At 61.7% G+C, this 23,735-nt stretch carries 20 protein-coding genes, 2 tRNA genes, 1 pseudogene and 1 riboswitch; of the genes and pseudogenes, 9 read left to right on the top strand and 14 right to left on the bottom strand.

Annotated features, from left to right (window positions below):
• Window positions 1-60 precede the first annotated feature (60 nt).
• From ACJ8PI_RS11520 to ACJ8PI_RS11505, 4 genes are read right to left on the bottom strand one after another with little or no spacing between them, the layout of a single operon-like run.
• The gene (locus ACJ8PI_RS11520) at window positions 61-996 is read right to left on the bottom strand and encodes an ABC transporter substrate-binding protein (RefSeq protein ID WP_164134305.1); all 936 of its coding nucleotides are present in this window, start codon (window positions 994-996) and stop codon (window positions 61-63) included.
• Between the two features lie 35 nt (window positions 997-1,031).
• On the bottom strand, window positions 1,032-1,799 hold the full coding sequence (locus ACJ8PI_RS11515; protein ID WP_041035801.1) for an ABC transporter permease: 768 nt from the start codon (window positions 1,797-1,799) through the stop codon (window positions 1,032-1,034).
• Entirely contained in the window at window positions 1,796-2,536 is a 741-nt protein-coding gene (locus ACJ8PI_RS11510; RefSeq protein WP_164134306.1) for an ABC transporter ATP-binding protein, read from the bottom strand. The genes ACJ8PI_RS11515 and ACJ8PI_RS11510 overlap by 4 nt, the downstream gene beginning before the upstream one ends.
• Entirely contained in the window at window positions 2,533-3,216 is a 684-nt protein-coding gene (locus tag ACJ8PI_RS11505; RefSeq protein ID WP_047571442.1) for a TenA family protein, read from the bottom strand. The genes ACJ8PI_RS11510 and ACJ8PI_RS11505 overlap by 4 nt, the downstream gene beginning before the upstream one ends.
• 62 nt (window positions 3,217-3,278) lie before the next feature.
• Window positions 3,279-3,381: riboswitch (TPP riboswitch) on the bottom strand.
• A gap of 149 nt (window positions 3,382-3,530) precedes the next feature.
• On the opposite strand from ACJ8PI_RS11505, the gene ACJ8PI_RS11500 reads away from it, so the two are divergent.
• The 4 genes and pseudogenes from ACJ8PI_RS11500 to gap all read left to right on the top strand — a co-directional run bounded on the left by ACJ8PI_RS11500 (window position 3,531) and on the right by gap (window position 7,489).
• Window positions 3,531-4,553: an LLM class flavin-dependent oxidoreductase gene (locus tag ACJ8PI_RS11500; protein ID WP_033635151.1), complete on the top strand. Its 1,023-nt coding sequence runs from the start codon at window positions 3,531-3,533 to the stop codon at window positions 4,551-4,553.
• A 13-nt stretch (window positions 4,554-4,566) separates the two neighbouring features.
• The gene (locus ACJ8PI_RS11495; protein WP_103798387.1) at window positions 4,567-5,301 is read left to right on the top strand and encodes an SDR family NAD(P)-dependent oxidoreductase; all 735 of its coding nucleotides are present in this window, start codon (window positions 4,567-4,569) and stop codon (window positions 5,299-5,301) included.
• A 126-nt stretch (window positions 5,302-5,427) separates the two neighbouring features.
• A pseudogene (locus ACJ8PI_RS11490) lies at window positions 5,428-6,401 on the top strand (GlxA family transcriptional regulator).
• A gap of 77 nt (window positions 6,402-6,478) precedes the next feature.
• Window positions 6,479-7,489, top strand: coding sequence for a type I glyceraldehyde-3-phosphate dehydrogenase (gap, locus tag ACJ8PI_RS11485; protein ID WP_164134307.1), 1,011 nt, complete (start codon window positions 6,479-6,481; stop codon window positions 7,487-7,489).
• A 54-nt stretch (window positions 7,490-7,543) separates the two neighbouring features.
• On the opposite strand, the gene ACJ8PI_RS11480 is transcribed toward gap, so the two are convergent.
• Both ACJ8PI_RS11480 and mtfA read right to left on the bottom strand, forming a co-directional pair.
• A tRNA-Asn gene (locus ACJ8PI_RS11480) sits at window positions 7,544-7,619 on the bottom strand.
• A 99-nt stretch (window positions 7,620-7,718) separates the two neighbouring features.
• On the bottom strand, window positions 7,719-8,519 hold the full coding sequence (gene mtfA / locus ACJ8PI_RS11475) for a DgsA anti-repressor MtfA (protein ID WP_033635147.1): 801 nt from the start codon (window positions 8,517-8,519) through the stop codon (window positions 7,719-7,721).
• Window positions 8,520-8,611: 92 nt separating this feature from the next.
• On the opposite strand from mtfA, the gene ACJ8PI_RS11470 reads away from it, so the two are divergent.
• A tRNA-Ser gene (locus ACJ8PI_RS11470) sits at window positions 8,612-8,701 on the top strand.
• 235 nt (window positions 8,702-8,936) lie between these two features.
• On the opposite strand, the gene ACJ8PI_RS11465 is transcribed toward ACJ8PI_RS11470, so the two are convergent.
• The 3 genes from ACJ8PI_RS11465 to ACJ8PI_RS11455 form a co-directional block, all read right to left on the bottom strand.
• Window positions 8,937-11,306, bottom strand: coding sequence for a glucose/quinate/shikimate family membrane-bound PQQ-dependent dehydrogenase (locus ACJ8PI_RS11465; protein WP_164134308.1), 2,370 nt, complete (start codon window positions 11,304-11,306; stop codon window positions 8,937-8,939).
• A 180-nt stretch (window positions 11,307-11,486) separates the two neighbouring features.
• Window positions 11,487-12,863, bottom strand: a complete 1,377-nt coding sequence (locus ACJ8PI_RS11460) for an MFS transporter (RefSeq protein WP_164134309.1) — start codon at window positions 12,861-12,863, stop codon at window positions 11,487-11,489.
• A gap of 255 nt (window positions 12,864-13,118) precedes the next feature.
• Window positions 13,119-15,014 (bottom strand): bifunctional sugar phosphate isomerase/epimerase/4-hydroxyphenylpyruvate dioxygenase family protein, encoded by a 1,896-nt coding sequence (locus tag ACJ8PI_RS11455; RefSeq protein ID WP_041035786.1) that lies wholly within the window; start codon window positions 15,012-15,014, stop codon window positions 13,119-13,121.
• Window positions 15,015-15,243: 229 nt separating this feature from the next.
• Between ACJ8PI_RS11455 and pcaH the strand changes: the two genes are divergently transcribed.
• From pcaH to ACJ8PI_RS11440, 3 genes are read left to right on the top strand one after another with little or no spacing between them, the layout of a single operon-like run.
• Window positions 15,244-15,981, top strand: a complete 738-nt coding sequence (gene pcaH / locus ACJ8PI_RS11450) for a protocatechuate 3,4-dioxygenase subunit beta (protein WP_033647894.1) — start codon at window positions 15,244-15,246, stop codon at window positions 15,979-15,981.
• The gene (gene pcaG / locus ACJ8PI_RS11445) at window positions 15,981-16,601 is read left to right on the top strand and encodes a protocatechuate 3,4-dioxygenase subunit alpha (RefSeq protein ID WP_033635143.1); all 621 of its coding nucleotides are present in this window, start codon (window positions 15,981-15,983) and stop codon (window positions 16,599-16,601) included. Before pcaH ends, pcaG begins: the two co-directional genes overlap by 1 nt.
• A gap of 58 nt (window positions 16,602-16,659) precedes the next feature.
• Window positions 16,660-17,592: a LysR substrate-binding domain-containing protein gene (locus ACJ8PI_RS11440; RefSeq protein WP_060421677.1), complete on the top strand. Its 933-nt coding sequence runs from the start codon at window positions 16,660-16,662 to the stop codon at window positions 17,590-17,592.
• A 9-nt stretch (window positions 17,593-17,601) separates the two neighbouring features.
• On the opposite strand, the gene pcaDC is transcribed toward ACJ8PI_RS11440, so the two are convergent.
• Genes pcaDC through ACJ8PI_RS11415 form a run of 5 tightly spaced genes read right to left on the bottom strand, consistent with a single transcriptional unit; the run spans window position 17,602 to window position 22,666 of the window.
• On the bottom strand, window positions 17,602-18,756 hold the full coding sequence (gene pcaDC, locus ACJ8PI_RS11435) for a bifunctional 3-oxoadipate enol-lactonase/4-carboxymuconolactone decarboxylase PcaDC (RefSeq protein WP_049234654.1): 1,155 nt from the start codon (window positions 18,754-18,756) through the stop codon (window positions 17,602-17,604).
• Entirely contained in the window at window positions 18,753-20,096 is a 1,344-nt protein-coding gene (locus ACJ8PI_RS11430; RefSeq protein ID WP_164134310.1) for a 3-carboxy-cis,cis-muconate cycloisomerase, read from the bottom strand. The genes pcaDC and ACJ8PI_RS11430 overlap by 4 nt, the downstream gene beginning before the upstream one ends.
• 3 nt (window positions 20,097-20,099) lie before the next feature.
• Entirely contained in the window at window positions 20,100-21,302 is a 1,203-nt protein-coding gene (pcaF, locus tag ACJ8PI_RS11425; RefSeq protein ID WP_101455511.1) for a 3-oxoadipyl-CoA thiolase, read from the bottom strand.
• Between the two features lie 10 nt (window positions 21,303-21,312).
• Window positions 21,313-21,966 (bottom strand): 3-oxoacid CoA-transferase subunit B, encoded by a 654-nt coding sequence (locus ACJ8PI_RS11420; RefSeq protein WP_033647889.1) that lies wholly within the window; start codon window positions 21,964-21,966, stop codon window positions 21,313-21,315.
• A 10-nt stretch (window positions 21,967-21,976) separates the two neighbouring features.
• Window positions 21,977-22,666 (bottom strand): 3-oxoacid CoA-transferase subunit A, encoded by a 690-nt coding sequence (locus ACJ8PI_RS11415; protein ID WP_033647888.1) that lies wholly within the window; start codon window positions 22,664-22,666, stop codon window positions 21,977-21,979.
• 189 nt (window positions 22,667-22,855) lie between these two features.
• Between ACJ8PI_RS11415 and ACJ8PI_RS11410 the strand changes: the two genes are divergently transcribed.
• Window positions 22,856-23,662, top strand: coding sequence for an IclR family transcriptional regulator domain-containing protein (locus ACJ8PI_RS11410; RefSeq protein WP_164134311.1), 807 nt, complete (start codon window positions 22,856-22,858; stop codon window positions 23,660-23,662).
• The last annotated feature ends 73 nt before the right edge of the window (window positions 23,663-23,735 follow it).

Below are 23,735 nucleotides of genomic sequence, written 5' to 3'. Positions count from 1 at the left end.
ATAAGGTATCGCAACCAAAGCGAACAGCCGCTGCACGCCTGCAGCCGCTGTTCCGCCTCGTTAATCCAGCTCCACCGCGTACTGTTCCACCGGAGTGATTTTCTTGATCAGCTTGTTGTCGAACAGGAACTGTTCGTAAGCCTGGTAGCGGGCGCGATCCAGCTTGGCCGGATCGCGCGCGAACAGCGGCAGGCTGGCTTGCCATGCCTGTTTGTTCAGCTCGGTATTCAGCTCCGGGTGCGCCTTGGCGAACGCCAGCCAGGTGTCCTGCGGGTGCGCGTGCAGGTAGTCGCTGCCTTTCTTCAGCGCGGCGAGGAACTTGCGGATTTTCGGCTCGTTCACCGCATCGCGGTGGGCGACGATGATCAGCTCGTCGTAGGCCGGCACGCCGTAATCTTCGACGTTGAACACCACCGGCGTCTTGCCCTGCAGCTTCAGCTCCAGCGCTTCGATGTTGCGGTAGCCGCCGATCACCGCATCGACCTGGCCCGCCAGCAGGGCGCTGGTCAGCTGGAAGTTGACGTTGATGAGCTTGATGTCCTGCGGCTTGAGGTGTTCGTGTTCGACCATGGTGGCCAGCGTCGCCTGTTCGATGCCGCTGACCGAGTAACCCACCGTCTTGCCCTTGAGATCCGCCGGCGACGTGATGTTTTTATCCAGCGCGATCACCGTATTCAACGGCGTGTTGATCAGCGTGCCGACGCGCATCAGCGGCAGGCCCTGATCGGCGAAGAAATGCAACTGAGGTTGGTAGGTGATGGCGAGGTCGGCCTGTTTGGCGGCCACCAGCCGCGGCGGCAGCGCCGGATCGGACGGCGGCACGATCTTGACGTCCAGCCCTTCGGCCTTGAAGGCGCCGATCTGCTCGGCCACCATAATCGGCGCGTGATCGGGGTTGATGTACCAGTCGAGCACCAGCGTCAGCTTTTCGGCCGCGCCGGCCTGGCCGGTGATGGCGGCGCCGAGCAGCAGCCCGCAGAGGGTTTGTTTGATCATGGTCGTTCCTTTATCCCTGGTTATGGTTGCAATCATCAGTCGTTTTCCGGCGCCCAGGCGATCAGGCGCCGCAGCAGCGCATCCACCGCGGCCCACAGCAGCACGGTCATCAGCACCAAAATAAACAGCGCGGCGAAGCAGACGTCGGTCTGCATGCGCGCGTTGGCGTTCAGCATCACGTAGCCCAGCCCTTCGGCCGAGCCGACCCATTCGCCGATGATGGCGCCGATCGGCGCGACGGCGGCGGCCATGCGCAGGCCGGAGCCGAAGGCCGGTAGCGCCGCCATCAGCCGCACGTGCCGCAGCTGCGCCCAGCGCGAAGCGCGCATCGTGCGCGCCAGATCGAGATAGTCGTTGTTGACCCGGCGCAGCCCGTCGAAAAAGGCCGACACCACCGGGAAGAAAATCACCAGCACCGCCATCGCCACCTTGGCGCTCATGCCGAAGCCGAACCACAGCACCAGCAGCGGCGCCAGGGCGAACACCGGTATCGCCTGGCTGGTGAGCACCAGCGGCATCAGCCAGCGCTGCAGGCGCGGCGAGAAGATCATGCACAGCGCCAGCGCCGCGCCGAGCAGCACGCCCAGCGCCAGCCCGCTGACGATCTCCGAAGCGGTGATCAGCGTGTGCCAGGCGAGATAGCCGCGCCCGTCCCACAGCGCCTGCGCCACCGCGCCCGGCGTGGGCAGCAGAAAGGCCGGAATGCCGCTTTGCGCCGCCAGCCACCACAGCAGCAGCAGGCCGACGAACACCGTCAGCCCACGCCGCAGGCGGGTGAGGCCACGCTCTTTGGCAATATTCATTGCGCGGCCCTCACCATCTGCTGCAGCAGTTCGGCCTGGCTTTTCAGCAGGTCGGCGTCATCCGGCGCGCGCGGCGGTTGCCCGCTGATGCGGTGGCTATCGTCGAGGCCCAGCGGCCAGGGCGACAGCACCAGCAGCCGGTGGCTCAGGCGGCAGGCCTCCATCGGATCGTGGGTGATCAGCAGCACGGTGTTTTGCGCCAGCAGTTCGGCGGCCAGGCTCTGGATCTCGGCGCGGGTGATGGCGTCCAGCGCCGAAAAGGGTTCATCCATCAGCACGATCGGCTGGCGTTCATAGAGCGTGCGGGCGATGGCGGCGCGCTGGCGCATGCCGCCGGACAGCGCGGCGGGCAGGCTGCGGCCATGAGCGGCCAGGCCCACGCGCTCCAGCAGGTGCGCCGCCCACGCCCGATCCGGCGTTTCGCCGCGCAGCCGCGCGCCGAGGGCGACGTTCTCTTCGACGGTCAGCCACGGGTAGAGCAGGTCTTTTTGCCCCATGTAGGCGATGCGCCCGGCGATCGGCAGGCCGTCGCTGCCGGTCACCGTGCCCGAGGTGGCCTGCGCCAGGCCGGCGATGATCTTCAGCAGGCTGGTTTTGCCGGCGCCGCTGGCGCCGAGCAGGGCAACGAAGCTGCCGCCGGCGATGTCGAAACTCAGCCGCTCAAAGATCGTCTGTTGACCGAAGCGCAGAGTGAGATCCCGCACCTGGATGCCGGGCGGGAGAAGCGGGGAGGTCATGAGGCGTTCAGCCCCATTTGCCAAAATGCCGATTCCAGCTGGGTGGCGGTGGTGAAAATCTGCGCCAGCTCGGTGAAGCGGCCTGGTGCGCCGCGCTGGTGGCCGACGGTTTCCAGCAGCTCGATGGCGGCGCGCACGCCGGCCAGATAGCCCTCGTCGCCGTAGTTGCGGATCCAGGAGGCGTAAGGATTGCCCTCCATTTGGGTGGCGGGATCGTGCAGCAGCCGCAGGCCGATTTCGGCATAGCCGGCCACGCAGGGCAGCAGGCCGGCCAGCAGGTCGAGGGCGTCGCCGGCATGGCCGATATCCAGCACGTAGCGGGTATAGTTCATGGTTTCCGCCGCTTCCGGCTGGGCGGCGATCTGCGCTTCGCTCAGCCCCCATTCGGCGCAGTAGGCCACGTGCAGCGGCAGTTCGGCGACGATGCCGTTGAGCGACGCGGTGGCGGCGCGCATCTCCGGCAGGGTGCGCAGCTTGCTGACCAGCAGCGCGTAGGCGCGGGCGAAGTGCAGCAGGAACAGATAGTCCTGGGTCAGGTAGCGGCGAAACGCGCGTTCGGGCAAGGTGCCGGCGGCCAGCTGCTGCAGAAACGGGTGATCAACGTAATCTTGCCAGTGGCTGCCGGCTTGTTGGCGCAACCGGCCGTAAAGACCGCTTTCGAACAGGGTGGTGATGGACATGGGACCTCCTTGAGTCAGTGGAGATCCGGGCACGCTGGGGTATGAACAGGCAACGGGTGAGAGCGTTGTTGCCTAACCGTCCCTTCGCTGGCATGACCCAGATCAGGTTCAAAGGGTTCGGCTTGCGCCATCTCAGCCCGTAACAGGACACCCCTCGGAGCTGCTTGTTATACGACATTTGTTTTTTGATTACAATCGCCGGGCGGCGCGGCGGCAATCGGTTCGTTTAGTGCGATCGGGGGCGATTTTGCTGGCGCAGGGCGCGCGGTTTTTGTCACTGTAGGCCGATGATTTGCCTTTGAGGACGATTCCCGATGAAAAAGATTGGTTTTCTCTCGTTTGGCCACTGGTCGCCTTCCGCCCAGTCCGGCACCCGTTCCGCGGCGGATGCGCTGCTGCAGTCCATCGATCTGGCGGTCGCCGCCGAAGATCTGGGGGCGGACGGCGCCTATTTTCGCGTACACCACTTCGCACGCCAGCTGGGGTCGCCGTTCCCGCTGCTGGCCGCCATCGGCGCCAAAACCCAACGCATCGAGATCGGCACCGGCGTGATCGACATGCGTTATGAAAATCCGCTGTACATGGTGGAAGACGCCGGCGCGGCGGATCTGATCGCCGGCGGGCGGCTGCAGCTCGGCATCAGCCGCGGCTCGCCGGAGCAGGTGATCGACGGCTGGCGCTATTTCGGCTATGCCCCGGCCGACGGCGAGAGCGACGCGGACATGGCTCGCCGCCACACCGAAGTGTTCCTGGAAGCGCTGCGCGGTGAAGGGTTCGCCGAGCCCAATCCACAGCCGATGTTCCCGAATCCGCCCGGGCTGCTGCGGCCGGAGCCGTTTTCCGCCGGGCTGCGCGACCGCATCTGGTGGGGCGCCGGTTCGAACGCCACCGCCGTCTGGGCGGCGAAGCTGGGCATGAACCTGCAAAGCTCGACGCTCAAGAACGACGAAACCGGCGAACCCTTCCATATCCAGCAGGCCAAGCAGATCCGCGCCTACCGCGCCGCCTGGCAAGAGGCGGGCCATGCGCGCGAGCCGCGGGTTTCCGTCAGCCGCAGCATCTTCGCGCTGGTGGATCAGCGGGATCGCAACTACTTCGGCGGCGGCGGCAAGGAGGGCGATCAACTGGGGTATATCGACGCGCAGACCCGGGCGATCTTCGGCCGCAGCTATGCCGCCGAGCCGGACGAGCTGATCAAGCAGCTGGCGCAGGACGAGGCCATCGCCGAAGCGGATACGCTGCTGCTGACCGTGCCTAACCAGCTGGGCGTGGATTACAACGCCCACGTCATCGAATCGATTTTAACCCATGTCGCGCCGGCGCTCGGCTGGCGCTAAACGGAGGAGTGGCATGTCACGCATTTTCATTACCGGTTCGGTAGACGGGCTGGGCCGCGCCGCCGCGCAAACGCTGTTGGACGAAGGGCATCAGGTAATTCTGCATGCGCGTGAGCCCGGCCGTTTGGACGCGGTGCGCGATCTGCTGGATCGAGGGGCGCAGGCGGCGATCGGCGATCTGTCCGATGTGCAGCAGATCCGGCAGCTTGCCGAGCAGGTCAACCGCCTCGGCCGCCCGGACGCGGTGATCCACAACGCCGGTATGTTTACCGGGCCGCAGGTGATGCCGGTGAACGTCGTTGCGCCCTACCTGCTGACGGCCCTGATCGAACGCCCCAAGCGTATCGTCTATCTGAGCAGCAGCATGCACTTTGACGGCGTGGCGGAACTGAGCGGCGTGGACTGGCTCGGCGGCGCAGCCGGCTCCTATTCGGACAGCAAACTGTTCGTCACCGCGCTGGCCGCCGCCGTGGCGCGCCTGTGGCCTGACGTGATCAGCAGCGCGGTCGATCCCGGCTGGGTGCCGACCAAAATGGGCGGCGCGGATGCGCCAGACGATCTGGCGCTGGGGCATGTGACGCAGGCGTGGCTGGTGAGCAGCGATGAGCCGCAGGCTCTGGCGTCCGGCGGCTATTGGCACCATCAACAGCGCTTCGAACCTCACGCGGCGGTATACGACGAGGCGTTTCAAACGGCGCTGCTGGCGCAATTGGCGCGCGCCGGCGGGGTGAGCCTGCCGCAGGCTTGAGGACAGTGCTTTGTTGGCCCGTCGGCGCTTGCCGGCGGGCTTTTTTATGCCCGCAGGGTGAACCGGCGAGGCTTTTCTTATACAGTGGCTGTCTGACCTGTTTTGCTTGTTCTTCCTATTATCGCCATGCATACATTCCTGATTATCGTCCCTGAAGGGGGCATGCTGTTCGAAGCGGCGGGCATCGCCGATATCCTGATGCAGGCTAACCGTCTGAGCCCTGCCGAGGCGCCGCTGTATCATATCGCGGTCGCCACTACGCAATCCCATCGGGTGGTACACGGCCTGTCCGGGCTGAGCCTGTTGGCCGACCACCGCCTGGCGGATCTCGATCCGGCCCTGCCGCGCGATACCGTCATTGTTGCCGGCAAGGGGGCGACCGAAGAAGAGGGCGCCCTGGTGGCGGATTGGCTGCGCCGCGCGGCGCCGCAGGCGCGCCGTATCGCTTCCGTTTGCGGCGGGGCTCTGCTGCTGGCCGAAGCCGGTTGCTGGACGGGCGGCGGGCGACTACCCACTGGCGGCTGGCGGAAACGCTGCAGGCGCGCTTCCCGCGGGTGCAGGTCGAGAACGGCCCGATCTACGTGCAGGACGGGCCGATCTGGACCTCCGGCGGCGTCAGTTCCGGCTTCGATCTGACGCTGGCGCTGGTGGAGGACGATTACGGCTTCGTGCAGGCGCGCGAAGTGGCGCAGGATCTGGTGATGTTTCTGCGCCGCCCCGGCGGGCAGGCGCAGTTCAGCCGCTACCCGCTCAACCAGGCCAAATCGCCGGGCCCGATCCGCGACCTGCAGTCCTGGATCCTGGAAAACCTCGCCGACGATCTCAGCGTCGATCGGTTGGCCGAACGCGTGGCGATGAGCCCGCGCAACTTTACCCGGGTGTTCACCCGCGAGACGGGCATTTCTCCCGCCAAATTCGTCGAAGAAGGGCGGTTGCATACCGCCAGGCAGCGCCTCGAGCAGAGTGCGGAGGGCATCGAACAGATCGCGCTGGCCACCGGTTTCGGCAACGGCCTTAACCTGCGGCGGGTGTTTGAGCGCAAACTGCAGCTGACCCCGAGCGAATACCGCGAACGCTTCCACGCGCGCAATTTGGCGTAAATTGATCGGTAAACGTCATTTACGCCGCCTCGTGGCAGGGCTAGATTTGAGGCAAAGCCCAAAACGAGGAGAGCATCATGGTGAAAGTAGGCATTAACGGCTTCGGCAGGATCGGGCGCAACGTGCTGCGCGCGGCGCTGGGGCGCAGCGATTTTGAAGTGGTGGCGATCAACGATCTGACGGACAGCAAGACGCTGGCGCATCTGCTGAAATACGACACGCTTTCCGGCACGCTGGCGGCCAGGGTGGAAGCCGGCGACAACCAGCTGCTGCTGGACGGCCGGCCGATTCAGGTGTTTTCGCAGCGCGATCCCGCCGAGATCCCCTGGCGCAGCGTGGGCGTGGACGTGGTGATCGAAGCGACGGGCTTCTTTACCGAGAAAGCCAAGGCGGAAGTGCACATCACGCACGGCGGCGCCAAGCGGGTGATTATCTCGGCGCCGGCCAAGAACGACGACATCACCATCGTCATGGGGGTTAACGACCAGCTCTACGATCCGGCGCTGCATAAAGTGGTCAGCAACGGCAGCTGCACCACCAACGGGCTGGCACCCGCCGCGCAGGTGCTGCATCAGGCGTTCGGCATCGAATACGGGCTGATGAACACCACCCACGCCTATACCAACAGCCAGGCGCTGCACGATCAGCCGGAAAAAGATCTGCGCGGCGCGCGGGCGGCGGCAGAGTCGATCGTGCCTTACTCCAGCGGCGCGGCCAAGGCGCTCGGCAAGGTGATCCCGGATCTCGACGGCCGCCTGACCGGTTACTCGCTGCGGGTGCCGGTGCCGGTCGTCTCGATCGTCGATCTGACGGTGACGCTGAAACGCCCGGCGACGGTGGAGGAAATCAACGCCACTTTCCGCGCGGCGGCGGCGTCCGGCCCGCTGAAGGGGATCCTGGGCTACAGCGATGAACCGCTGGTGTCGAGCGACTATCGGGGCGACGCGCGCTCATCGATTATCGATGGTTTGTCTACGCTGGTTATCGGCGGCAACCTGGTGAAAGTGCTCGCCTGGTATGACAACGAGTGGGGGTTCTCCAATCGGTTGGTCGATCTGGCGCTGCTGATGGAAAAGCGCGGGCTGTAAATGCCCCATAGCAAAAAGCCCGCTTAAGTTTCCTTAAGCGGGCTTCTCTAAATATGGCTCCTCTGACTGGACTCGAACCAGTGACATACGGATTAACAGTCCGCCGTTCTACCGACTGAACTACAGAGGAATCGTGTGAACGGGGCGCATCATATCCAGCGGCCCCGAGTGTGTCAACGCTAAATTGCCCCAGGCGGTGCGACTGCTCGGTATCTGAGCAATATGCCCGTCAATCAGCCCATTGCGCGTCGTTTTCCGCCTGGCCGCGCAGCAGGCGCGCCAGCGGATCCTGGCGGTAGAAGCGGCAAAAGTGCTGATACAGCGCCGGAAAGCGTTCTGCCAGCAGCTCGGGGGCGCTGAAAAAATACTCCGACAGCACGGCGAAGCACTCGGCTGCATCGGTGGCGGCGTAGGCGTCCATGCTGGCGGCCTCTTCGCCGACCATGTCGATCTCGTCCTGCAGGCTTTCCATTGCGGCGTGCAGATCGTGCTCCCAGGCGGCCACTTCGCGCAGCGGGATCGGCGGCACGCCGGTGGCGACGCCGCCGTTGCGCATATCCAGCTTGTGCACCGCTTCGTGGATCACCAGATTGAAACCGGAGAGATCGAAAGAGTCCTGCACGTCTTGCCAATTGAGCACGATCGGCCCCTGTTCCCAGCTCTGGCCGGACTGCACCACCGGCCCCGAGTGCACCAGGCCGATTTCGTCCTGCCATTCGTCTTCCACCACGAACGGGGTGGGGTAGAGCAGGATTTCGTTGAAGCCGTCGAGGCACTCCGCGCCGAGCTCCAGCACCGGCAGGGCGAACAGCAGGGCGATGCGCGCCTGCATTTGTGAGGTGAGCTGCAGCCCCTGCAGCGGCACGATGCGCTTTTGCTGCAAGATTTGCCCGGCGACGGCCACCAGCCGCTGCCGCTCCTGCTCATTCAGCGGCGAGAGCAGCGGGATCGCCAGCGCGTCCTGCCACTGGGCCTCGATGTCTGCCTGGGATTGAGAGGGTTGAGTCGCTTTCCACGGCCATTTAATCATCAGGTTGCTCGTAAACTCATCACTTGAACGTTCAGCGGTATGCTAATGCTGTAAAAATGCCGCAAAAGCGGGCATGATAGCAAGCGTTGTCAGGAGAGATGCCGGAGCGGCTGAACGGACCAGTCTCGAAAACTGGAGTAGGGGCAACTCTACCGGGGGTTCAAATCCCCCTCTCTCCGCCACTATTCAATCACTTACGAATAAATCTTTCAACGATCCCCATCACAGTAAAACCACCGTTCTTATCGGCTGTCGTTCTTATTTTCCTGTCCCGACCCTTTGCCGACGTTATCAAACCGTCTTTTCGTCTTACCGTTTGTCATGTTGTGAACGATAGGGCGGGTTTGACGCCGCCCGTTGCCGATGGGATTGACTCACTCTGTAAACCCGATGCGCCTTGATATTTCTCGTGCGAGATTACTTGTCCGGCAGCGCATAGGCGATAATGTAGTCGCCGCGCATCGGTGATTGGCGTGCGCCCCCCGCATTGATGACAATGTACTGTTTGCCGGTTTTCGGCGAAAGGTAAGTCATCGGGCCGGATTGGCTCCCGACCGGCAAGCGCGATTTCCAAATCTCTTTACCGTTGGCGGTGTCAAAGGCGCGTAAATAGAAGTCTTGCGTGCCGGCGAAAAACAGAAGACCCGACTGCGTCGACAGCGGCGCGCCCAGCGTTGGCATGCCGATAGGGATCGGCATATGCATGCTGATGCCGAGCGGCCCGGTATCCTCGACTGTCCCGACAGGGACCTGCCACACCAATTTGCCGGTAGTCAGGTCCACGGCGGACATCGTGCCGAACGGCGGTTTCTGGCAGGGGATCCCCAGCGGGGAGAGGAACCGTTCTCGCAGGGCCCCGAACGGGGTGCCCTCCATCGGGACTATCCCCATTTCAATACCGCTGGCGTTGGTTGGCACCTTATCCCGCGGCACCAGATAATGCGCCAATCCCAGACGCATGTCGTTAACGAACATCAGGTTATTGTGGGGATCCACGGCGACGCTGCCCCAGTTCATTCCTCCCAGGGAGCCTGGGTATTGCAGGGCGCGGTCTTCACCCGGCGGGGTGAAAATGCCTTGATAGCGCATTTCTTTAAACTGAATGCGGCATAACAGCAGGTCAATCGGTGTTGCGCCCCACATATCCGACTCTTTCAGTTGTTCATTGCCAATCATCGGCATCCCCACTGAGTACGGCTGGGTGGGGGAATAGCGTTCACCCTTGATAGCTCCCGTTGGCACCGGGCGTTCTTCAACTTGCGCGACGGGCTCGCCGGTCACGCGGTTGAGCATGAAAATCATGCCTTGCTTGCTGGTTTGCACCAGAACCGGCGTAATGCCGCCTTTGCCGTCGGGCAAATCGAACAACAGTGGCTGTGAGGGCAGATCGAAGTCCCACAAATCGTGGTGGGTCGTCTGATAGTGCCAGCGAACTTTGCCGGTAGCGGCGTCTACGGCGACGACGGCGGAGCTGTATTTGTCGTCCAGCGCGCTGCGAGTGCCGCCAAAAAAGTCTGGCGTCGCGTTGCCTGTGGGTAAATAGATGAGGTTCAACCGCTTGTCATAGGACATGGCTGACCAGACATTCGGCGTGCCGCGAGTATAGGTTTGCCCCTCCGGCGGCAGGCCGCTCAGTTCAGGGTTGCCCGGATCCCAGGCCCACACGAGGTTGCCGGAGTGAACATCATAAGCTCGAACAACGCCGGGAGGCTCATCGGTGGAAAAGTTGTCCGCTACGCGTCCCCCCACGACGACGATTTCTCCGGCCACCAGCGGCGTGGAGGTTTGTTGATAATAGCCCGGTTTGATTTCGCCCATGCCGCTGCCGAGATCGACGGTACCGCGATCGCCAAAGGCGTCGCACAATTTCCCCGTGTCGGCATCAAGGGCGATGAGTCTGGCGTCAATAGTGGGCAGGAACAAACGACGCGAACAGATCGCGGGTGGGCGACTCGAGCCTGTTGCTGCAGGAGCGGCGTGATCCTCGTAGTAACCCAGGCCCCGGCAGCGCTGCCAGTTCGGCGAGGCGGCCTGCGGATCGAAACGCCATTTTTCTTTCCCGCTATCCACATCTAAAGCCAGTACTTTACTGTACGGGGTGCAGACATAAAGCGTGTCGCCGACCTGCAAAGGCGTATTCTGATCTTCCGCGCCCGAACCTTTGCTCACGGGAAGATCGCCGGTATGGGCAGTCCAGGCCACCTGCAAGCGGGAAACGTTCTGCTTGTTTATTTGATCAAGTGCGGCGAAGCGATCGCCGTGCGGGGTATTTCCCCAGTGCTCCCAATTCTTTTGTTGCTCGCCGGCGGCTACTGGAAATACGGGGATGGTTTTCGTCGCGCTGACCAGCGGTTGGGATCTGAACATCCACCCGAAGCTGACCCCCAGCCCGATGGCCAGGATCGCCGCTAAGCCGAAAGCCGGGCCTTTTTTGGCCGAATGGCCGGGCATCAATGGCCAGGCGATAGCGCAAAGAAACGCTAAAACGCCGAGGGTGAAAAGGCGCGAGAACAGCGGCCAGTAATGCCAGCCGGCATCGGCGACGGCCCAAAACAGGGAGGCGACGAAGGCGATCGCGTACAGGATAATGCCGCTGCGACGGCGCCGGGCAATCAGTACGGCGGCGATAATCATCGCCAGACCCATCGCCACGAAATAAAACGTTCCGCCGACGAAGGCCAATCTGGCGCCGAGAAGGCAGATTGCCAGGCCGATAATGAACATCAATCCGGCAAGAAACCACAGGAGGTACTTCTTCCCGTCCCGCGTCCTGTGTGCTTTTTGCATATGAGCTCCTTAGTGATTTTTCTCTGAGGCGGTTAAAAAGGGGAATGAGGTGGCGTTGCGCCTTCCGGCTGGGGCGCCGCGTGTTTGCAGCCGGAAGGCGTCTGTACCGAAGAAAGGAAGGGAGGGAATGTCATTCCCGCTATCCTGTCGCGCTGTTCAAACGGGGGCTACTCCGCGCGTTCAGCGCATGTCATTTGAACGTGCGTCAAGGTAAGCCTTATACCCATGCCCTGCCGCTTGGCGAACTTGATGGCGCCCTTTGGCGACGATCATCGCCACCGTCAATAGCGCCGGCAGCGCCAGCACGGTGAAAATGGTGCTTAAGCTCCAACCGAGCGCCAGCATTTCAGCGCCGGCCAGCGCGCTCAATATGGCGCCCAAACGACCGATGCCGTGCATCCAGCTGGAGCCGGTAGCCCGGGCTTCGGTGGGATAAAAACTGGCCGACAGGGCGTTCATGCCGGTGTTGGCTCCTCCGATGCAGAATCCGATCGCCATCGCGCAGCCTCCCATCAGGACGGGGTAGCCCATCGCCGGCCCCATAAGCAGGGTGAACAGCGCCCCCATCCCATAAATGGACGCCAAAGCGCGATGCGGTTCGGACCTGTCCATCAGCCAGCCGGAAAACAGTGAGCCCAGCGTGCCGCCCGCCTGAAACAGGGCGGTGATGATCGCCGCTTGCGTGACGTTGAAGCCGCCGTCTTTAATCAGCAACGGCAGCCAGCTGCCCAACGTATAGAACAGAAACAGCGCGGAAAAATACGATCCCCACAGCATTAAACTGCCGAAGCGATACTGCGAGCTCACCACTAATTTGATGGGGTGCGCGCAGGCCTGGTTTGGCGGGGGCAATATGATGGTGCTGTGCCGAAGATCGAGGTCGGGCGCCAGTTTCGCCAAAATCCGCTGAATTCCGTCGTTTTTCGCCCGTTTCTCCACTAGGAAACACACCGATTCGGGTAACGCCGCCATCAGCACGGGCGCGAACAGCAGGGGCAAGATCCCGCCGAGCAGCAGCACGGAATGCCAGCCGAAGCGTGGCATCAGCCAGGAGGCGGCGAATCCGCCCAAGGCGGCGCCAAAGGTGAAGCCGCAGAAGACCACGGTAATCAAGAAAGCGCGGCGCCGGGCAGGCGCGAATTCCGCCACCAGGGTGCCGACATTCGGCATGGCGGCGCCCAGCCCCAAGCCGGTGAGCAGGCGAAATAACATCATCTGCTCCATATTTTGAGAAAACGCCGTCACCAGCGTCCAAACGCCAAAAAAGAATACGCTGTTGATGATGACCACTTTGCGGCCGAACCTGTCTGACAATGGCCCGGAAAGCATCGCGCCCAGCGACAGGCCAATCAGCGCCGCGCTGATCACCAGCCCCAGCTCGCGATTAGTGATTTGCCAATCGGCCTTAAGCTCTGGCGCAATAAATCCCATGATAACGATATCGAATCCATCCAGAGCAATGATGCAAAAGCCGAGCAGCACGACTATCTTTTGCCATTTCCCTAAGGGGCGGCTGTCGATCAGCGCCCGAACATTGATTGCGTTGTTTCCCGACATGGGGGGCTCCCGGTGCAGTAGTTGAGTGTCATCACTATAAGCAGCCGTTGGTGGGGCAATAAATGTCGATTATCGAAATAATGTGCGTTTATCGGACGATGAGGTGAGAGGGAAGTGAGGGTGGAATGTTAACCTTATGTTATGAAAAGGGATTGCCGTGGGAATGGCTGAGCCGGAAGCGGTTGAGAGTGTGAGCGCGATCATTAACCTTTTCAGTAAGATGAAAGAATGAGCGGGCCTTGATGGCCCGCACGGTTAACGCATGGCGGTGAGCCGAACCGGGGCGTTGGCGGCCCCGAAGCCGCGGTAGCCGCCCCGACGTTCCAATAACTCGAAGAAGAAGCGCCCTTTCTCGTAGGCGACGGTATAGACGTGCAGTAATTCTCCACCTTGCTCGTCTCGATCGTAGAGCACATTGAACGCTTGCAGCTGCGAAAGGAAAACGGGATCAAGATCGAAACGCGCTCTGAGGTCTTGATAGTAGTTATCGGGGATGCGCAGCGTTTTTAATCCACGCTGCTGAGCCGCTTTCACGACGCTGAACAAATCATTACAGCCAAAGGCGACATGCTGTAATCCCGCGCCCTGATAGGTGGTTAATGCCTGGGCGATTTGGGTTTCCCGGCTCACCGACATATTCAGCGGCAGCCGGATGGCGTCGTTGGGGCTGCGCAACACGCGGCTGCGCACCAAACCCAACGGATCGGGCAGTTCCCACTCGTTGTCCTGCACAAAACCCGGCACGCTGCGCAGGAACATGATCCAGTTGCCGCAAGATTCGTCCGTCAGCGCTATCGCGAGGTGATCGATGCTCTGCAGTGCAGGCGGCGGCGCGCTGCGATGAGTCAGATGAAAATCGGTGTGATAAATATCGTTCTTGGGATCTTCGTCCGCCTCGACCAGATAAATCAGGCTGCCGTCCGGTGCGCACAGGGCGGGAATTTGCCGCTCGTTGGGGCCGGTTTCTCCTTGCCAGAGGGCGTAACCGTAGTCTTGCGCCCGTTGCAGTAAACGCGCTACGCCGCGAACCCGCCACGCCACGGCGCAAAGAGAAATGCCGTGCAAGTGATAATAGCCGCTGGCCTGACTTTCCGGCTGGGCATTCAGAATGACATTCACTTTGCCGTTGCGATAGAGGGCGACGCTTTTGGAGCGGTGTTCGCCGGCGTGAACCAATCCCAACTGCGTCAGCCATTGGCCCATCGCCAGCCCATCGCTGTGCGAGACGGCAAATTCGATAAACTCCAGCGCCAGCAAGGGGGGATGCGCTTCTGAATGAAATAATGAGTGTTCTATGAGCGAGGCCATGGCGTTGGGCAGCAGAGGCTGTTTGGCCAACCAGTCATAGGTTTGTTCCTCCAGCCACAACAACGATCGGAAACCGTCCTGAGCCGTGGGAAGCACCGGCGAGGCGCGGAAACCATCGTTAAATATCTCCAGCGACCAGGCGCCGCGATAGCCATGCGCGGAAAGTTGAGTCATGAACTGAGCCAGGTTCAGCTCCCCTTGGCCGGGGAAACAGCGGAAATGGCGGCTCCAGGCGAGCACGTCCATCTTCAGCAGCGGGGCGTCCGCCAGTTGTACAAACACAATTTTTTCGGGCGGGACTTCATCAAGGCCGTCAAGATTATCGCCGCGCGACAGGATATGAAAACTATCGAGAATGATCCCCAGCGCCGGATGGTCTACGGCCTTAACCCGCGCCCAGGCGTCGCGCCACAGGTTCACGTGACGTCCCCATGCCAGCGCTTCATAACCGACAGTAATATCATACTCGGCGGCCAACTCCGCCAACGCGCGCAAATCGCTCACTTGCGTGGCCATGTCTTCGCTGCTGTCGGGCGAGACATTACTGCAGAGCAGCATGCGCGAGCAGCCCAATTGCTGCATGACGTCGAACTTGCGCGCTGCGCGTGAAAGGTTCTGCGCCAGGCTTTCGCGCGAGCCGCCTTCGAAGTCCCGAAACGGCTGGAACAGTAAAATTTCCAGGCCCAGTTCGGCGCACAGATCACGGATTTGCGCCGGTGAACCGGGGTAATAGACCAGATCGTTATCGAAAATTTCGACGCCATCAAAGCCTGCGGCGGCGATAGCCCGCAGTTTTTCCGGCAGCGAGCCCGATACCGAGACCGTCGCGATAGAACGTTTCATCATTGCCTCCAGTTAAGCGGTCATGGATGACCTGAAAGCGACCATTCAGTAGCGAGGCGGACCACCGACGGGAATTGAAACCTGTTATGGACCAAATGAAATGTTTCGTCAATTCAGAACATTCCATGAATTTTAGTTATATAAATCGATCGGTTTTCTCACTTTACTTTTACATATTGCGCTTCCTACACTCTGTCGACATGTACCCTCAAATAATAAGGATACCGGGATGAAAAGTGATTGGATGGCGCGAGAACTGGTGCATCGCGATTACAGCCATCACCCGCCTGCGCTGGCGCCGCTGTATAAAACCAGCGTGCTGCGATCGCCGCGCAATGCATTAATTTCATTGCAAAACTCGCTGTCTGAACTGACCGCACCCGTGTTCACGCCAACGGATATCGGCCCGATTGATCACGATCTGATTCTGAACTACGCCAAAGACGGCTTACCGATCGGCGAGCGGATCATCGTGCATGGATATGTGCGCGATGCCTTCGGTGCGCCGGTGCGCAACGCCCTGGTCGAGGTATGGCAGGCCAATGCGGGAGGGCGCTATCGTCACAAGAAGGATCAGTATCTGGCGCCTATCGATCCCAATTTTGGCGGCTGCGGCAGGATGCTGACCGACGACAACGGGTATTACTGTTTTCGCACCATCAAGCCGGGCCCGTACCCCTGGCGCAATCAGGTCAGCGACTGGCGTCCGGCGCATATTCACTTCTCGCTCTCCGGCGAGGCGTTCGCGCAGCGGTTGATCACGCAGATGTATTTCGAAGGCGATCCGTTGCTCGTTCGTTGCCCCATCTTGCAGTCGGTAGGCAGCGACGATGCGATGCGCACGCTGATTGCCGAGCTGGATATGCACGCCGCCGTGCCGCTGGACAGCCTGGCCTACCGCTTCGATCTGGTGCTGCGCGGCCATCGGGCCACGTGGTTTGAGAACCGTACACAGGGAGCCGCGTGATGAAAAAGTATTTGTCTGAAACGGCCTCGCAAACCGCCGGCCCTTATGTGCACATCGGTTTGGCGCCGCATGCCGCCGGTTTTGACATTTTTGAGCGTAATTTCACCCATGTGTTGACGCAACCGGAAACGCGCGGGGAACGCATCGTGGTGGAAGGGCATGTTTATGACGGTACCGGCACGCCGGTGCGAGACGCGCTGGTTGAAGTCTGGCAGGCCAACGCCGCCGGGCGATATCAGCATCCCGCCGACGGCCAACGAGATAAACCCGACGACCCCGCTTTTCGCGGCTGGGGGCGAACCTGTTCGGATTTCACCAGCGGCCTGTGGCAATTTGAGACGATCAAACCGGGCAGAGTGATGGGGCGCGACGGCCGGCTGATGGCGCCTCATCTCAATTTATGGATCGTGGCCCGCGGCATCAACATCGGGTTGAACACGCGTCTTTACTTCGCCGACGAGCAGGCGGCGAACGCTGAAGATCCGGTGTTGAACCTCATTGAATGGGAGAAACGGCGCGGCACGTTATTGGCGCAAAGGCGGCAGCGCGGTGATCAGACGGTATACCATTTCGATATCTGGCTACAGGGCGAGAACGAGACCGTTTTTTTTGATATTTGACCTCCGTTTGCCCTGTGAATGAGCTTGCCGCGTCGGCGGCAAGTTAATACTATAAATCATGAACATGACTTCTCGCTTTAGCCAACGCATCCGCCTGCGTCATCTGCACGCCTTTGTCGCTACCGCGCAGCAGGGGACGCTGGTGCGCGCCGCACAGCAATTGGGCATCACGCAGCCCGCCCTCTCCAAAACGCTCAATGAACTGGAAAGCCTGGCCGGCGAGCGCCTGTTTTCGCGCAGCCGGCAGGGGGCAGAGCTGACCGCCGCCGGGGCGCGTTTCCTGCAGGATGCGGGGCGCGTTTTGGATGCGCTGAATGTGTTGGGGCGTACGGTCGCATCGGACAGCGAGGCGCTGCCGGCGCCGCTGCATATCGGGGCGCTGCCCACCACGCTGGTGAGTTTGGTCGCGCCGGTCGTGGTGGGGTTGCAGCAGCAATCGCCAGGTTGGCGCGTGCAGGTTTCGACGCTGGCCAACGATGCGCTGATGATGGCGGTGAGATCCGGGCAATTAACCTTAGGGATAGGGCGTATGTCAGACCCCTCTCGCATGGAGGGGCTCAATTTCGAGCTGCTGTATCATGAAACGCTGCGGCTGGTGGTTTCCCCCCATCATCCGCTGCTGCATGCGGATGTCACGCTGGCGGAGGCCCTGAGTTGGCCATTGGTGCTCTCACCGCGTGGGACCGTACCGCGCCAGAATGCGGAGGCGCTCATTGTCAGCCACGGGCTGGCCGTGCCGGAAGGCTGCGTCGAGACCTTGTCGGTCACGCTGGCGCGCTGCCTGACGTTGCAGTATGGCTATGTTTGGCTGGTGCCTTACGGCGCGGTGCGCGACGATCTGTTCGGCAATCACCTGCGTGCGCTGCCGTTGCCTACTCAGGGAATGGCAGAACCGTTGGGCATCATTACCCGGCAAGAGGCGTTCACGCCCCCTGAGCAGCAGCGCCTGGTCGCAGCGCTGCGTCAGAGAGTACTGGATGTGCCGGTATAAACGGCTGTTCTATTCGACCGGTGGCTGCCCGGCATCGTGTTCGGCAAAGACGGATTGCGCCAAATGAAAGGCGGCGTTCGAGGCGGGCAGGCCGCAGTAAAGCGCCGCATGCATCAGGACTTCTTTGAGCTCTTCGCGCGTGACGCCGTTGTTGAAGGCGGCTCGTATATGCATTTTCAGTTCAGCTTCGCGATTCAAGGCGATCAACATCGCGATGGTGATCAGGCTGCGGGTATGGCGCGACAGACCCGGACGCGTCCACATTTCCCCCCAGGCGTAGCGAGTGATGAAATGTTGAAATTCCTCGTTGAACGGCGACAGCGCCGCGAGGGTATTATCGACATGTTCATCGCCCAATACGGCTCTGCGCACCGTCATGCCTTGCTGATAGCGTTGCCGCTGCGTGAGCTGTTCATCCAAAAAGGCCCGGAAAGTGCGATTGAATGCCCGCCAGGCCTCGACGCTGGAAAGGTGAGAGGCGGGCAAGATGACGCATTGAGCGCCGGGAATGCCCGCCACTAACGCTTTGGCATCATCGACGGTGGTTACCGCGTCGTCATGTCCGGCGATAATCAGCGTCGGCACGAGGATCCCTTCCAGCTCGGCGCGTAAATCGGCGTTTGCCAATGCTTCGCAGCAAGCGGCATAGCTGTTGGGATCGCAGGCCGTCAGCTGATTCAATAATGCTTGCACCCTGGCGGGGGCGGATTGGCAAAATGCCGGCGTGAACCAGCGTGATGCTGCGCCATCGCTGACGGCGGACATCCCCGACTGACGCACTTGCGCGGCGCGTTGTCGCCAATTCGCCGCCGTTCCAATTTTTGCTGCGCTATTGGCGATGGTCAACGTCAGCAAGCGCTCGGGATGAAAACGCGCCAGCCATAATCCCGTTAACCCCCCCATGGAGATACCGCAAAAATGGACGCGCTCAATCGCCAGAGCGTCCAGCAATGACAGCACCTGTCTGCCCAGCAGCGCCAGCGATCCGGGTTGTTCACCGGGCGGCGATGCGCCGTGGCCGGCAACGTCGTAGCGCAGAATGCGATAGTGGGAGATGAGCGCGTCGCGCTGCGGTTGCCACATTGCCAATGACGTCCCCAGCGAGTTGCTGAACAGAATGACCGGGGCGTTTTCGGGCCCTTCCAGGACATAATTCAACATCATTGCTCCTTTTCGGCCGATGCCAGAACTTGTTGAATGAAACGCTGTGCGCTGCCTGTGGCATTGGCCGGATCGAGCAACGTCTCCAGAGCTTCCCGGCTGAGTCGGGAAGAGACTTCCGCATCGGCGCACAGCAGGGTTAACAGGGATTGCTGCGTTGCCTGAGCCTGGCGGCAACATTGCGCGATATGCTGGTGCGCCTGCTGGCGGCCGAGAAGAGGGGCTAAGGCCAGGGAAACCGATTCAGCCATGATCTGCCCCTGCGTCAGCGCCAGATTGCGCCGCATCGCCGCTTCATGCACCTCCAGGCCGTTAACGAGGTCAAGGCTTTGCGCCATTGCCGCTCCGCTCAGCACCAGGAGCTGCGGCAGGCTTTGCCACTCGGCCTGCCAGCCTCCCAGCGCGCGTTCGTGCTCCTGCACCTGGCCGGCATACAATCCCGCCATCAGCGCAGGCAAGCGGTTAGCCGCGCTGAGGATGGCGGCGCAGAGTACCGGATTACGCTTATGCGGCATGGTGGAGGAGCCGCCGCGACCCGGAGCCGAAGGTTCGCTGATTTCAGCGACCTCGGTTTGCATCAACAGCGACATGTCACGCGCCAGCTTGCCGAGCGTGCCCGTGAGTCCGGCATACCAGCCGGCCAGTTCCAGCAACCGGTCGCGTTGGGTATGCCACGGCGTGGCGCTGCGCGGCAGCGCCAGCGCTTCCGCCAGCGCCTGCTCGACGCGTTCTCCCTGCTCGCCGAATGAGGCGAGCGTGCCGGCGGCACCGCCGAATTGCAGCGCCAGCACGCGTGGCCGCATCTCAGCCAGACGAACCCGAAAGCGCAGCAAGGCGTCCAGCGTGCCGGCCAGCTTCAGCCCCAGCGTCGTGGGTAACGCGTGTTGCAGCCAGGTGCGGCCGACCATTAACGTTGCGCTATGGCGCCGACATTGCGCCGTCAGCGCCGCAATCAGATGATTGAGCAGCGTGTCGGTTTGGCTGAGCGCGCTGCGCAGTTGCAGCACCAGCCCGCTGTCAATCGCATCCTGACTGGTTGCCCCCCAGTGAACGAAGCGCGCCGCGTCCGGCGAGCGTTGAGCCACCAGCGCCGTCAACTGTTTGACGAGCGGAATCGCTAAGTTGCCCGCCAATCCGGCGGACTGCGCCAGCGCGGCGGCGTCGAGTTTTTCCGCCCGGCAGTGGCTGCGTATGATTCGAGCAGACTCGTCATCGATAATCCCTGCAGATGCCAGGGCTTGCGCCAGGCCGGCTTCGAAATCGAGCATGCCCTGTAGCAGGGCCGTATCGCTGAAGCAGGGCGTTAATGGCGACGTCATAAACATTGCGCTATAGAGTGACATTGGTTATATCCGTTCCAGAATCAAGGCGACGCCCTGCCCAACACCTACGCACATGGTGCACAGGGCAAAGCGCCCGCCGGTGCGACGCAGCTGATAAGCGGCGGTCATAGCCAGCCTGCCGCCGGATGCGCCCAGAGGATGGCCCAGCGCGATGGCGCCGCCGTTAGGGTTGACCTGTGCCGCATCATCCGGTAACCCCAGGGCGCGCATCACGGCCAGCGCCTGGGCGGCAAAGGCCTCATTCAACTCGATGACGTCCATTTGCGCCAGGCTCAAACCGGTTTGCGCCAGTACCTTGCGGACCGCGGGAACCGGCCCGTAACCCATGATGCGCGGCTCTACGCCGCAGGCGGACATGGCGACCACCCGCGCCAGCGGGGCGAGTCCATACTGCACCGCCGCGCGTTCGCTGGCAATGAGCAGGGCGCTGGCCCCGTCGTTGATGCCCGAGGCGTTGCCGGCGGTGACGCTCCCCTCGGCGTGTACGACGCCCTTCAGTGCGGACAGCGCGGCCAAAGAGGTGCTGCGGGGATGTTCGTCGCGAACCAAGTTGAGCGGTTCGCCTTTGCGTTGCGGAATGTTGACGGCGATCAGTTCCTCATCAAACAGGCCCAGCTCCTGAGCGCGGGCGGTGCGTTGTTGGCTGCGCAATGCAAAGGCGTCTTGATCGGCGCGGCTGACGGCGAATTCGCGAGCCACATTTTCGGCGGTTTCAGGCATGGTTTCGACACCGAACTGAGCGCGCATTTGCGGGTTGATAAAGCGCCATCCCATCGTCGTATCTTCCATTTTCAGCGATCGGCTGAAGGCGCTGTCCGCTTTGCCGGTGACAAAGGGTGCGCGCGACATGCTTTCCACGCCGCCCGCGATGATGACCTCCGCTTCGCCGCATTTAATGGCGCGCGCCGCCATCCCTACCGCGTCCAATCCCGAACCGCACAGGCGATTGTGGGTGGTGCCCGGCACGGAGTGCGGCAATCCGGCCAGCAGCAGCGCCATTCGCGCCACGTTGCGGTTGTCTTCACCGGCCTGGTTGGCGCACCCCAGAATAACGTCATCAATGGCCTGGGGATCCAGCTGCGGCAGCCTGGCAAGCAGCGCCTTCAGGGGCAGAGCGGCCAAATCGTCGGCGCGCAGCGCGGATAATGCGCCGCCGTAACGGCCAAAGGGCGTACGAACGGCATCGCAGATTAAAGCCTGTTGCATGGCGATTTCCTCAAGCGGGGATCAGGTCAGATTGCAGTAAACGTATCGGGGTTAACGCTTGCAGCGCGTCAAAGGTGAGCCCCGGACACAGCTCCAGCACCTGCGGGCCGTCCGGGGTGATATCAATGATTGCCATATCCGAATAGATGCGGCTGACGCAGGCCAACCCGGTCAACGGGTAGCTGCACTGTTCCACCAGCTTGCATTCGCCGGTCTTGGTCAGGTAGTCCATCATCACATAGACTTTGCGCGCGCCGATGGCCAGATCCATGGCGCCGCCCACCGCCGGGATCGCGTCTTCGGCGCCGGTGCTCCAGTTGGCCAGATCGCCGGCAGCCGAGACCTGATACGCCCCCATCACGCAGATATCGAGATGGCCGCCGCGCATCATGGTAAAAGAGTCGGCGTGATGGAAATAACTGCCGCCGGGCAGCAAGGTCACCAGCTCTTTGCCGGCGTTGATGAGTTCCGGATCTTCTTCGCCCGGCGCGGGTGATGGCCCCATGCCGAGCAGGCCGTTTTCGCTGTGCAGAATCACTTCTTTGTCGGCGGGCAGGTAGTTAGCGATGCGGGTCGGCAGCCCTATTCCGAGGTTGACGTAGGCGCCTTCCGGAATATCGCGCGCCACCCGTTGGGCTAATTGGTCGCGGGTTAATTTTTGCATGTTCTACTCCTCAGGCAGAGAGGGAAAAGGTCGCGGGGCGCGCCACCGCCACCAGGCGCTGGACGAAGATGCCCGGCGTTATCACGTTTTCCGGATCCAGTGCGCCCAACGGCACCAATTCAGCGACCTGCGCTATCGTCGTGGCGGCGGCCATCGCCATCACCGGGCCAAAATTACGCGCCGCTTTGCGGTAAACCAGATTGCCCCAGCGGTCACCCCGATGGGCCTTTATCAAGGCGAAATCCGCCTTCAAGGGCGTTTCAAACACGTAATGACGCCCGTCGATTTCACGCGTTTCTTTGCCTTGCGCCAGCGGCGTGCCAAAGGCGGTTGGGGTGAAAATGCCGCCCAACCCGCTGCCGGCGGCCTGCATGCGGGCCGCCAGGTTGCCCTGAGGCACCAGTTCCAGTTCGATCGCGCCGCGGCGATAAAGATCGTCGAAGACCCACGAATCGGCCTGGCGCGGGAAGGAGCAAATCATCTTTCGCACACAGCCGGTCTTGAGCAGCGCCGCGAGGCCGCTGTCGCCGTTGCCGGCGTTATTGCTGATTACCGTCAGCTCGCGGGCACCGCGTTCAATCAGCGCATCGATCAGTTCCAGCGGCTGTCCCGCGGGGCCAAAGCCGCCAATCATGATGCTCGCGCCGTCCGGAATGATGGACACGGCATCTTCCAGGGTGGCCACACTTTTATCGATCATCTGTTGTTCCTTTTGTTCGATGCCCGCCGGGGGAGTGTCTATCGTCAATGGGAAAAGTAGATCGTCCCTTTCAGGCAAACAATACCGATTATCGAAAAAGTGTGCGATTATCGGCTATTGTTTAACAAAGGTTCGCAGGCTGTGATCGTCGGCACACCGAAATTTCAGGCAGACAGCGGGGTAACGAGAATGGAAAAAGGACAGGAAATTACGCGCAGCAGCACCGATCCCTGGAAGGGGGATCCCGACTTTATGGCCTCTTTGGCGCGAGGATTGGAAGTTCTGCAGGCTTTTACGCCGCAGCGGCGGCTGATGTCGGTATCGCAGATTAGCCAGCGTACCGGCATTCCGCGCGCGGCGGTGCGCCGCTGCCTTTACACCCTGAGTAAGCTGGGCTTTGTGTACGCGGAAGACGGCAAGAATTTTGAGCTGCGCCCGCGCGTCTTGTCGCTGGGCCATAACTGGCTGGCGGCTTCGCCGTTGGCCAACGCCGCGCAGCCGGTGTTGAGGCAACTCAGCCAGACGCTCAATGAGTCCTGTTCCATGGCCATATTGGACGGTGATGACATTCTTTATATCGCCCGCGCATCGACTTCGCGGATCATGACCATCGATTTGCACGTCGGCAGTCGCTTACCTGCCAGCACGACGTCGATGGGGCGGGTTCTGCTGAGCGGGCTTGCCAATGAGCCGTTGAATGACTATTTGGCGCGGCTGACGCAACTGCGTTACACCAGCCATACCCTGGTGAGCGTTAGCGCATTGCGGGAAGAGCTGGCGCGCGTGCGTCAGCAGGGATATGCCATCAACGATCAGGAACTGGAGATTGGCCTGCGTTCACTGGCGGTGCCGCTCACCACGCCGGACGGCCGTATCGCCGCGGCGTTGAACGTCGGTGTGCATGCCAGCCAGGTTTCCGCAGAGCGTTTGTATCAGCACCACTTGCCTTTATTGCGCTCGGCCGCCGAAGAGATATCGCTGCTGTTGCACGACTAATCTTGAACTTTGGGCCCCTGCCGGAGTTAACGCCGGTTTTTTACCGCGCCAGGTGAGTCATGCGGTGTTGTAC

It is taken from the genome of Serratia sp. CY82433, assembly GCF_052166535.1.
Taxonomy (GTDB): Bacteria; Pseudomonadota; Gammaproteobacteria; order Enterobacterales; family Enterobacteriaceae; genus Serratia; species Serratia sarumanii.
Note: the sequence above shows the minus strand (reverse complement) of the source record. Positions and strands in the feature narration are given on the sequence as shown.

Excerpts from the sequence above, each read along its gene's own strand:
- ACJ8PI_RS11495 (WP_103798387.1), top strand. The coding sequence starts at position 4,567 with ATGTCACGCATTTTCATTACCGGTTCGGTAGACGGGCTGGGCCGCGCC.
- ACJ8PI_RS11440 (WP_060421677.1), top strand. The coding sequence starts at position 16,660 with ATGAACATGACTTCTCGCTTTAGCCAACGCATCCGCCTGCGTCATCTG.
- ACJ8PI_RS11415 (WP_033647888.1), bottom strand. The coding sequence starts at position 22,666 with ATGATCGATAAAAGTGTGGCCACCCTGGAAGATGCCGTGTCCATCATT.
- ACJ8PI_RS11460 (WP_164134309.1), bottom strand. The coding sequence starts at position 12,863 with ATGTCGGGAAACAACGCAATCAATGTTCGGGCGCTGATCGACAGCCGC.
- ACJ8PI_RS11455 (WP_041035786.1), bottom strand. The coding sequence starts at position 15,014 with ATGAAACGTTCTATCGCGACGGTCTCGGTATCGGGCTCGCTGCCGGAA.
- ACJ8PI_RS11420 (WP_033647889.1), bottom strand. The coding sequence starts at position 21,966 with ATGCAAAAATTAACCCGCGACCAATTAGCCCAACGGGTGGCGCGCGAT.
- pcaG (WP_033635143.1), top strand. The coding sequence starts at position 15,981 with ATGAAAAAGTATTTGTCTGAAACGGCCTCGCAAACCGCCGGCCCTTAT.
- ACJ8PI_RS11410 (WP_164134311.1), top strand. The coding sequence starts at position 22,856 with ATGGAAAAAGGACAGGAAATTACGCGCAGCAGCACCGATCCCTGGAAG.
- ACJ8PI_RS11430 (WP_164134310.1), bottom strand. The coding sequence starts at position 20,096 with ATGTCACTCTATAGCGCAATGTTTATGACGTCGCCATTAACGCCCTGC.
- ACJ8PI_RS11505 (WP_047571442.1), bottom strand. The coding sequence starts at position 3,216 with ATGTCCATCACCACCCTGTTCGAAAGCGGTCTTTACGGCCGGTTGCGC.
- pcaF (WP_101455511.1), bottom strand. The coding sequence starts at position 21,302 with ATGCAACAGGCTTTAATCTGCGATGCCGTTCGTACGCCCTTTGGCCGT.
- ACJ8PI_RS11500 (WP_033635151.1), top strand. The coding sequence starts at position 3,531 with ATGAAAAAGATTGGTTTTCTCTCGTTTGGCCACTGGTCGCCTTCCGCC.
- pcaDC (WP_049234654.1), bottom strand. The coding sequence starts at position 18,756 with ATGATGTTGAATTATGTCCTGGAAGGGCCCGAAAACGCCCCGGTCATT.
- ACJ8PI_RS11515 (WP_041035801.1), bottom strand. The coding sequence starts at position 1,799 with ATGAATATTGCCAAAGAGCGTGGCCTCACCCGCCTGCGGCGTGGGCTG.
- pcaH (WP_033647894.1), top strand. The coding sequence starts at position 15,244 with ATGAAAAGTGATTGGATGGCGCGAGAACTGGTGCATCGCGATTACAGC.
- gap (WP_164134307.1), top strand. The coding sequence starts at position 6,479 with ATGGTGAAAGTAGGCATTAACGGCTTCGGCAGGATCGGGCGCAACGTG.
- ACJ8PI_RS11465 (WP_164134308.1), bottom strand. The coding sequence starts at position 11,306 with ATGCAAAAAGCACACAGGACGCGGGACGGGAAGAAGTACCTCCTGTGG.
- mtfA (WP_033635147.1), bottom strand. The coding sequence starts at position 8,519 with ATGATTAAATGGCCGTGGAAAGCGACTCAACCCTCTCAATCCCAGGCA.
- ACJ8PI_RS11510 (WP_164134306.1), bottom strand. The coding sequence starts at position 2,536 with ATGACCTCCCCGCTTCTCCCGCCCGGCATCCAGGTGCGGGATCTCACT.
- ACJ8PI_RS11520 (WP_164134305.1), bottom strand. The coding sequence starts at position 996 with ATGATCAAACAAACCCTCTGCGGGCTGCTGCTCGGCGCCGCCATCACC.